We start from the raw sequence: 7586 nt of genomic DNA, 5'->3' as shown, positions 1-7586 counted from the left end.
CCCCCGGACCGTCGGGGCGCTGGTCAGGATGTAGCGGACATTGAGCGCCCGGATCGCTTCTGGTACCAGTGCCCGAATCTCGTCGGGCACCTGCGGCAGCGCGTCGGCATCGGCGTAGGCCCAGAAAATAAACCGGTAATAGCCCGGGCCAGTCTGGTGCGGGAAGTCGTAGTGGGTCCACAGCGGGTGCAGGTCGGCCACTGCGTACATCCACGCGGTGCCGTCGACGTTCGAGTTGCCGATCACGGTCGTGCGGGCGCCCGGCAGGGTGGCCAGGTGCGCAAAAGCGTCGAGGTCTTTCTGGTTGATCATCACCGAGTCGTATTTGTCGCCGAACAGCACCAGGTGCCGCCAGAGGTAATGCCGGCCGGTGAGCACGGTGGTCAGCACCAGCAGTGCGGCGGTCACCGAAACCCATACGGGCGCAGGCAGTTTAACCAGCCGTTTGGCGCATGCCACGGCGCCGACGACCAACACGAACACCGCGACGGCCGCCATCGGCGTCGCCACCATCGTCACCACGGCCGATAGCCGGCGCGGATCGTTGTAGAAGAACTGGCTGAACCCTTCGATGGCCGAGCCGAGCGGATTGCGAAACGGCGCCGCCGAGTAAACGGTCGCCACGGTGAGCACCAGCCAGAGCACCGGCGGCCACCAGATTCGCTTGTACAGCAGGATCGCCATGCCGATGCCGCTCAACACGATCAGGCCGTACTGCGTCGGGAAATCGTTGAGGTGTCGGGTGTGCAGCAGCAGCGCGTCGATCACGCCCTGCTTGACGGTTTTGAAGCTGGGGAAGGCGTGCCCGGCGATGATGTCGGCCTGGCGGGCCACCCCGATGAACTGCGGCGCCAAGATCAGCCCCGCCGGCACGGCCGCCGCCGACAGCGCCAGCACGTCGCCGAGCCGCCCGCGCACCGGATGCCACCACCCGTCCAGCAGCCACCAGGCCAGCAAAAAGAGAATGACCACGAATCCACCGGTCAGATGCACCGAGAAAATACCGACCAGGGCCAGCACCGCGACCGGGATGCGATCGCGGTGCCGCAGCGTCGACGTGATCAGGACGAACGTCGGAATCGCGACGCCGTAGCCCGCCAGGTTGGGCATTGCGGCTGTCCCGAATTCGACGTAGGGCACCGACGTGAACGACGCCGACAAGGCTGCCGCGGTGGCGGCCACTGCGGCGGCGTGCGTCGTGCGAGGGCGAAGCAGGTGCCAGGTCAGCATCGCCGCGCTGGACGGAAACAACCAGCCCGACGCCGCCACCGAAGTCACGGTGTAGCCGGTCGTGGGTGCCGCGCCGGTGAGCTGGCAGTAGACCGCGGTCAGGGCGTGAAACACCGACGGGTAGTACAGCGGCTGGTGGGTTTCGACGTTGCGCAGCTCGCCCATGTGAGTGGACGACGCCTGGCCGGTGTCGAGAATGAAGCGCACGGTGTTCGCGTGCCAGACCGCGTCCCACGTGCTGGGGATGGACTGCCAATGCACGATGCCGCGGTAGGCGGCCCACATGATCAGCAGCGCGCCGAGCAGCACTCCGGCCGCCACCGTCAGCGCCTGGCGGTAATCGATCCCGCGCACCTCCGCCTCGGCATCGCGGTAGCGGGCCATCAGCGGCTGCAAACCGATTGCCACGACGCACACCACGGCAAGCGCGGCAAGCGCAGTCCAACCGTTCCAAGGGATTCCGAGTGCTCCGAACGGGATGATCGCCAACGCCACTACCCCGTAGGTCAATGCGGGGCCAACTGCAATGGCAATCGGCCAAGTTAGCTGCGTGATTCGGGCAACGGTTGCCCCCGGCGCGATCAGCAAAAACAAGGCGATCAGCGTCCCCCACCAGAGCCCCACTGGACTAGTATGGCTGGCCGGGTGACCTGGCTCGGGACGGCGGGGACGTATCCGGGCGCCCGCTACCGTCACGATTCGGCTTATTGGGCAGCGCTCTAAGGTGGCTGGTATGGCATACGACGTCGCCCGGGTGCGCGGGTTGCACCCGTCACTCGGGGACGGCTGGGTGCACTTCGATGCGCCGTCGGGGATGCTGATCCCCGACTCGGTGGCAACCACCGTTTCCACTGCTTTCCGTGGCTCCTTCCCCAGCACCGCGGGCCCGCATCCGTCAGCCAAACGCAGCGCGGCCGTCTTGGAGGCGGCCCGTCAAGCGGCGGCGGATCTGGTCAACGCCGACCCCCGCGGCGTGGTACTGGGCGCCGACCGCGCGGTGTTGCTGTCGTCGTTGGCGGACGCGTCGTCGACCCGGGCCGGCCTGGGCTACGAGGTCGTGGTCACCCGGCTTGACGACGAGGCGAACATCGCGCCCTGGCTGCGCGCAGCAAACCGTTTCGGCGCCAAGGTGAGGTGGGCCGAAGTCGATATCGAGACCGGCGACCTGCCGTCCTGGCAATGGGAGGCGCTGATCGGGCAGGCGACCCGTCTGGTTGCGGTGACGTCGGCGTCGGGAACTCTAGGCAGTGTCACCGACCTGCGTCCGGTCACCAAATTGGTCCACGACGTCGGCGGGTTTGTGATCGTCGACCATTCCGCTGCCGCGCCGTATCGACTGATCGACATCGACGACATCGACGCCGACGTGGTGGCGATCAACGCGGTGGGTTGGGGCGGTCCGCCGGTGGGCGCCTTGGTGTTCCGCGATCCGGCGATGATCAACACTTTCGCGTCGGTGGCTACCGACCCCTACGCAACCGGCTCGGCGCGCCTCGAGGTCGGCGTGCACCAATTCGGCTTGCTCGGCGGGTTCGTCGCCAGCATCGAATATCTTGCTTCGCTCGACGAGTCGGCGCGCGGGACTCGACGCGAAAGGCTGTTCACCTCACTACAATCCGCGACCGCTTACATGGATGGGATATTCGAGTACCTGATGGGCTCGCTGCGTTCGCTGCCGTTGGTAGTGGTGATCGCGCGTCCCGAGTCCCGGATACCCGTGGTCAGCTTCGCGGTCCACGAAGTGCCGGCCGAGCGGGTGGTACAACGGTTGGCGGACAACGGCATTCTGGCGATCTCCAACGCCAGCTCGCGGGTGCTCGACGTGATCGGCGTCAACGACGTCGGCGGTGCGGTCACCGTCGGGCTCGCGCATTACTCGACGATGGCCGAGGTCGACCAATTGGTCCGCGCCCTCGCCTCCCTTGGGTGAGCAGACGCAGAATCGCACTGGCGGAGTCTCCGCAGTGCGATTCTGCGTCTGCTCGCGCTAGTTCACGGTCAGCACGATCTTTCCGGTCACCTGTCCCGACGACAGCAGGCGATGCGCCTCGGCAGCGTCCTGGATGGGCAGCCGCGCCCCGATGATCGGCCGGAGACGCCCGTCAGCAAACATCGGCCATACCGACCTCGCTACCTCGGCGACAACGGCGCTCTTACTCCCGGGCCCAGTGGCCGGCCGCGCGCGCAGCGTGGTGCCGATGACTCGGGCCCGTTTGCTGAGCAGCTTGCCGATGTTGAGTTCGCCCGTCACTCCGCCCTGCATGCCGATGATGACCAGCTGACCGTCGGTGGCCAGCGCGTCGATGTTGCGGTCCAGATATGCGGCGCCCATGATGTCCAGGATCACGTCGGCGCCCGAGCCGTCGGTGGCGTCTCGAATGCGCGCGACGAAGTCCTCGTCGTGATAGTTGACGGTGATGTCGGCGCCCAGTTCGCGACACGATTCCAGCTTGGCCGCCGAGCCCGCAGTGACGGCGACCCGGGCACCCAGTGCGCGAGCGATCTGAATGGCGTGACTTCCCACGCCGCTGGCCCCGCCGTGAATCAGCAGCAGTTGACCTTCGCTGAGATGCGCCGTCATCACCAGGTTCGACCAGACCGTGCACGCCACCTCTGGCACGCCGGCAGAATCCTGCAGATCGAGGCCGGCCGGATGCGGCAGCAGCTGGCCCGCCGGGACAGCGACGTATTCGGCGTAGCCACCGCCGGCCAGCAGAGCGCAGGCTTCCTGCCCTGGCGACCAGTCGTCGACGTCGTCGCCCACCTCGGCGACGACGCCGGAGACCTCCATGCCGAGCAGTTCGCTGGCGCCCGGCGGCGGCGGATAGAGACCGGCGGCTTGCAGCAGGTCGGCCCGGTTGACGCCGGCGGCGCTGACCTTGATCAGCACTTCGCCGCGACTCGGGGCGACGTCTGGAACCTGTTGCCACAACAGTTGATCGGCGGATTCGGCGACGATGGCATACATGCTCGTCAGGCTACTACCTGCGAATTTACCGCGGTTTTTGACACTTCAAGCCAAAGTGTCGCATAGCATGAGGCATGGCCGCCCTCATTGCTGGCCGGACAGCCAGCGAGATGCCCGGGCTGGATATCGCCGAGCAAAAATCGTGGCAGAACTTCCTGGACGCCACCCTGCGGTTGTACGCGACGCTCAACCGTCGACTGACCGAGACGCACCAGCTGTCGCTGTTCGACATCAGGGTCCTCGACATGTTGGACCGCGCGCCGAGCGGGTGCGCCCGGATGGGCGATGTGGCCGAGGCGCTGGCGTCGTTGCCGAGCCGGCTCACCCGCCAGATCCGCCGCCTGGAAGACCAGGGACTAGTGCGCCGCGAGGCAAGCCTGGACGACCGTCGCGGTGTGGTAGCCGCGATCACCGAGGACGGCCGGACCGCGGCGCGAGAGGCCATGGTGACGTACGCCGAATGCGTGCGGACCAACTTCCTCGGGGAGTTGTCGCGCTCGCAGGTCGCCGCGATGGGGGAGAACTGCCGTCGGATCAGCGTCGCGCTGAGGCGTTCCGACCAGGCGTCGAAAGCCGGACGATGACTGCGAGCCGCTACCCTTGTCCGCGGTGGCGTGGCAGAGCGGCCTAATGCACTCGCCTTGAAAGCGAGAGACGGCTAAAACCGTCCGGGGGTTCAAATCCCTCCGCCACCGCCCTTGGCGAGGGTGAACTGCGCGACGTCGGTGATGCTGCGACGGAAGAAGTCCGCGCACCCGGTCAGATAGCGCATAAATCGGTCGTAGTTGGCCTCGTCCGTGATCGTGATCGCCTCGTCGCGCTTGGCCTCCAGGTTGATCGCCCACATGTCCAGTGTCCTGGCGTAGTGCGCCCGGAGGCTGTGGATCCGCTCGACGCCGAAACCGGCCGCGGTCGCGAACTGGACGACGTCGTCTTCGGAGGGCAGTTCGCCGCCGGGGAAGATCTCCTGCCCGATGAACCGCATGAACCGCAGATCGGTCATCGTGATCGCCACGTTGTTCGCCGCGAAGAAGCCTTGCGGGCGCCCGAGGATCGTGTGCAGCAGCATCCCGCCGTCCGCGGGCAGCAGCCGATGCGCCGACTCGAAGAACGCGTGGTAGCGAGGTTTGGTGAACGCCTCGAACGCGCCGATGCTCACGATGCGGTCGACCGGCTCGTCGAACTCCTCCCAGCCCTGCAGTCGCACCTCGACCGATCGCGTTGTCGGCACCTTCGCCAACCGGGCCGTGGTCCACGCGTGCTGGTTGCGGCTCAGGGTGATGCCGATGACGTTGACGTCGTATTCCTGCAGCGCCAGTTCCAGCGCGCCGCCCCACCCGCAACCGATGTCGAGCAGCGTCATGCCGGGCTCGAGGTTCAGCTTACCCAGCGCCAAGTCGAACTTCGCGACCTGCGCCTCGTCGAGGGTCATGTCGTCGCGGTCGAAATAGGCGCACGTGTAGCCCATCGTCGGGCCCAGGAACAGCGCAAAAAAGTCGTCGTTGAGGTCGTAGATTGATTGCGACTGTTCGTAGAACGGTGTCAGAGCACTGTTTTCATCAGCCATTGAACGCTACCCATCTCAGTCAGAAGTCGGGCAACGCAATGTAGACGCTCAATGCTCAGCGCGAACGTCCGCTGGTCCCCGACCTTGGCAAAACGTGTTCGGGGCATAGTAAACCCGCATCGATGAACCCCGTTAACCGTGCTGCATGACGGAGTCGGCAAGGTGCACGCCGATCGCAAAGGCGGCGATGATCAGCACCATCGCCAGCGCCGGCCAGACCCACATCAGCCATCCGCGTACCGCGGCGACGATAACGCCGGACGCCCCGATCAGGACGGCGACCCCGACCCCGCCCCACGTCACCAGGTAAGCGGCATTGAGCGCCCGGTAATCGCAGTGCTCGCCGCACGAGTCGGTGGCCATCACGAAGAACAACGAGAACCCCACCGTCCCCAACGCGGCGAGTCCGGCCAGCACCGACAGGATCGAGGTGATCGTGACGTCGACGACGGAATGCCGCCGCGGCCGGTGGGCCGGGTAGTACGGGTGCGGGTACTGCGGCTCCATCGGTCAACTATGGCGTAGTCCGCGGGATCTCGGCGGCGATGCGGTCCATCAGCGCCGTGTATCGCTTGACCTCCGGGTCTCTGCCCGGCTTGCCGCTGCTGACCACACCGGCGGCGAGCTGGCGCTCGGGGTCGGCCCAGATCGCGATGTTGACCAGCCCCAGATGACCGAATGCCGCGGGCGCACCCCGGCCGAACGGACCGAACCTCTTCGTGCCCAGTTGGAAGCCGGTGCCCCAGCGGGCCGGGAGCAGGCCGGTCGCCACATCGGGTCGCAGTCGGCGACATTGTTTGGTTGCCCCGCGTAGTGTCTCCGGGCGCACCACCTGGACACCGTCGAGTTCGCCTCCGCGACGCCATATTTCGGCAAACCGCGACATCTCATCGGCATTGGAGACGGTATTGGAGGACGGGATCACGGTCTTGAGAAACAGCGGTGAGTTGGTGATCGGGATGATCTCGTGGGTCGTACCACCGACCGCCTTGCGGAAGGCCGCCGCGATCGGAGCAGGCAGCAACGTCGTTCCGGTGGCATGGCTCGGCGCCACCAGCGGGATATCGTGTTCTGCCACACCGAAATTCGTCCAACGGAAGCCCAGTGGGTCGAGAATCTCGGTGGCCAGGACATCGCGGATGTCCTTACCTGTTGTGGCGTAGACGATCTCGCGCATCAGCGGGCCCCAGGTCAGCGCGTGGTAGATGTGTACCAGCCCCGGCCGGTACAGCGGCCGCAACTTGCCGAGCTGTTCCTGCGCGTACTCGTGGTCGTCTGCCCTTTTGAGGTCCGCCCGTGGCCCGGTGGGAAATGGGACGCCGGCGCTGTGGGTGATCACGTGCCGGATGGTGGTGCGGTCCTTGCCGTGGCTGGTGTAGGTGGGTATGTAGTCGCAGACACGATCGTCGAGCGAGAACTGACCGCGTTCGACGAGCATGTGCACGACGGTCGCGGTGATGGCCTTGGCTGAGGAGTAGACGCAGAACGGTGTATCGGTCTTGACCGGTATCTTTTCGGCGTCGGCCGGGTCGGTCGGCGCGTTGCCCCAGCCGTGCCCGATCGCGCGGTTCAGCACGACCTTGCCGTTGTGCCGCAGGCATACCTGGATCGCCGGATGCATGCCCGCCTGGTACCAGTGCCGGGCGGCCTGCCAGATCCGCTCGATGGCCGCCGGGTCGATCCCGGAATGGTCTTCATCGCCGATTGCGGTGACGGCGTCGAGGTCGGCCGGGACGCGGATTCTGCCCAGTGAACCATCCTGGCCCGTCATGCGCGTCCCCTCCGAGTCGACGGTCGAATCTCTCCGCGAGGGTACGTGGC

7 protein-coding genes and 1 tRNA gene are annotated in these 7586 nt (G+C 66.3%); 3 read left to right on the top strand and 5 right to left on the bottom strand.

Annotated elements, in window-relative coordinates; genetic code table 11:
* On the bottom strand, nt 1-1854 hold a 1854-nt coding region (locus tag VGG53_RS17620; RefSeq protein WP_331519365.1), incomplete at its 3' end, for a DUF6541 family protein.
* Between the two features lie 109 nt (nt 1855-1963).
* Between VGG53_RS17620 and VGG53_RS17615 the strand changes: the two genes are divergently transcribed.
* Nucleotides 1964-3160 carry a cysteine desulfurase-like protein gene (locus VGG53_RS17615; protein ID WP_331519364.1) on the top strand — a complete coding sequence of 399 codons (1197 nt, stop codon included), beginning with the start codon at nt 1964-1966 and terminating at the stop codon, nt 3158-3160.
* 57 nt (nt 3161-3217) lie between these two features.
* On the opposite strand, the gene VGG53_RS17610 is transcribed toward VGG53_RS17615, so the two are convergent.
* Nucleotides 3218-4198 carry an NAD(P)H-quinone oxidoreductase gene (locus tag VGG53_RS17610; RefSeq protein ID WP_331519363.1) on the bottom strand — a complete coding sequence of 327 codons (981 nt, stop codon included), beginning with the start codon at nt 4196-4198 and terminating at the stop codon, nt 3218-3220.
* 74 nt (nt 4199-4272) lie between these two features.
* On the opposite strand from VGG53_RS17610, the gene VGG53_RS17605 reads away from it, so the two are divergent.
* Nucleotides 4273-4782, top strand: coding sequence for a MarR family winged helix-turn-helix transcriptional regulator (locus tag VGG53_RS17605; RefSeq protein ID WP_331519362.1), 510 nt, complete (start codon nt 4273-4275; stop codon nt 4780-4782).
* 24 nt (nt 4783-4806) lie between these two features.
* Nucleotides 4807-4893, top strand: a tRNA-Ser gene (locus VGG53_RS17600).
* On the opposite strand, the gene VGG53_RS17595 is transcribed toward VGG53_RS17600, so the two are convergent.
* From VGG53_RS17595 to lipE, 3 genes are all read right to left on the bottom strand, one after another.
* A complete protein-coding gene (locus VGG53_RS17595; RefSeq protein WP_331519361.1) occupies nt 4875-5765 on the bottom strand; it encodes a cyclopropane mycolic acid synthase family methyltransferase in 891 nt (296 codons plus the stop codon). The genes VGG53_RS17600 and VGG53_RS17595 overlap by 19 nt on opposite strands.
* Before the next feature lie 132 nt (nt 5766-5897).
* Complete coding sequence (locus tag VGG53_RS17590) at nt 5898-6272, bottom strand: hypothetical protein (RefSeq protein ID WP_331519360.1); 375 nt, start codon at nt 6270-6272, stop codon at nt 5898-5900.
* A 7-nt stretch (nt 6273-6279) separates the two neighbouring features.
* Nucleotides 6280-7536 carry a lipase LipE gene (gene lipE, locus VGG53_RS17585; RefSeq protein WP_331519359.1) on the bottom strand — a complete coding sequence of 419 codons (1257 nt, stop codon included), beginning with the start codon at nt 7534-7536 and terminating at the stop codon, nt 6280-6282.
* Nucleotides 7537-7586: the final 50 nt, after the last annotated feature.

The organism is Mycobacterium sp. (genome assembly GCF_036490025.1).
GTDB lineage: Bacteria > Actinomycetota > Actinomycetes > Mycobacteriales > Mycobacteriaceae > Mycobacterium.
The sequence above is the reverse complement of the archived record's forward strand: the minus strand, read 5'-3'. Positions and strand labels throughout refer to the sequence as shown.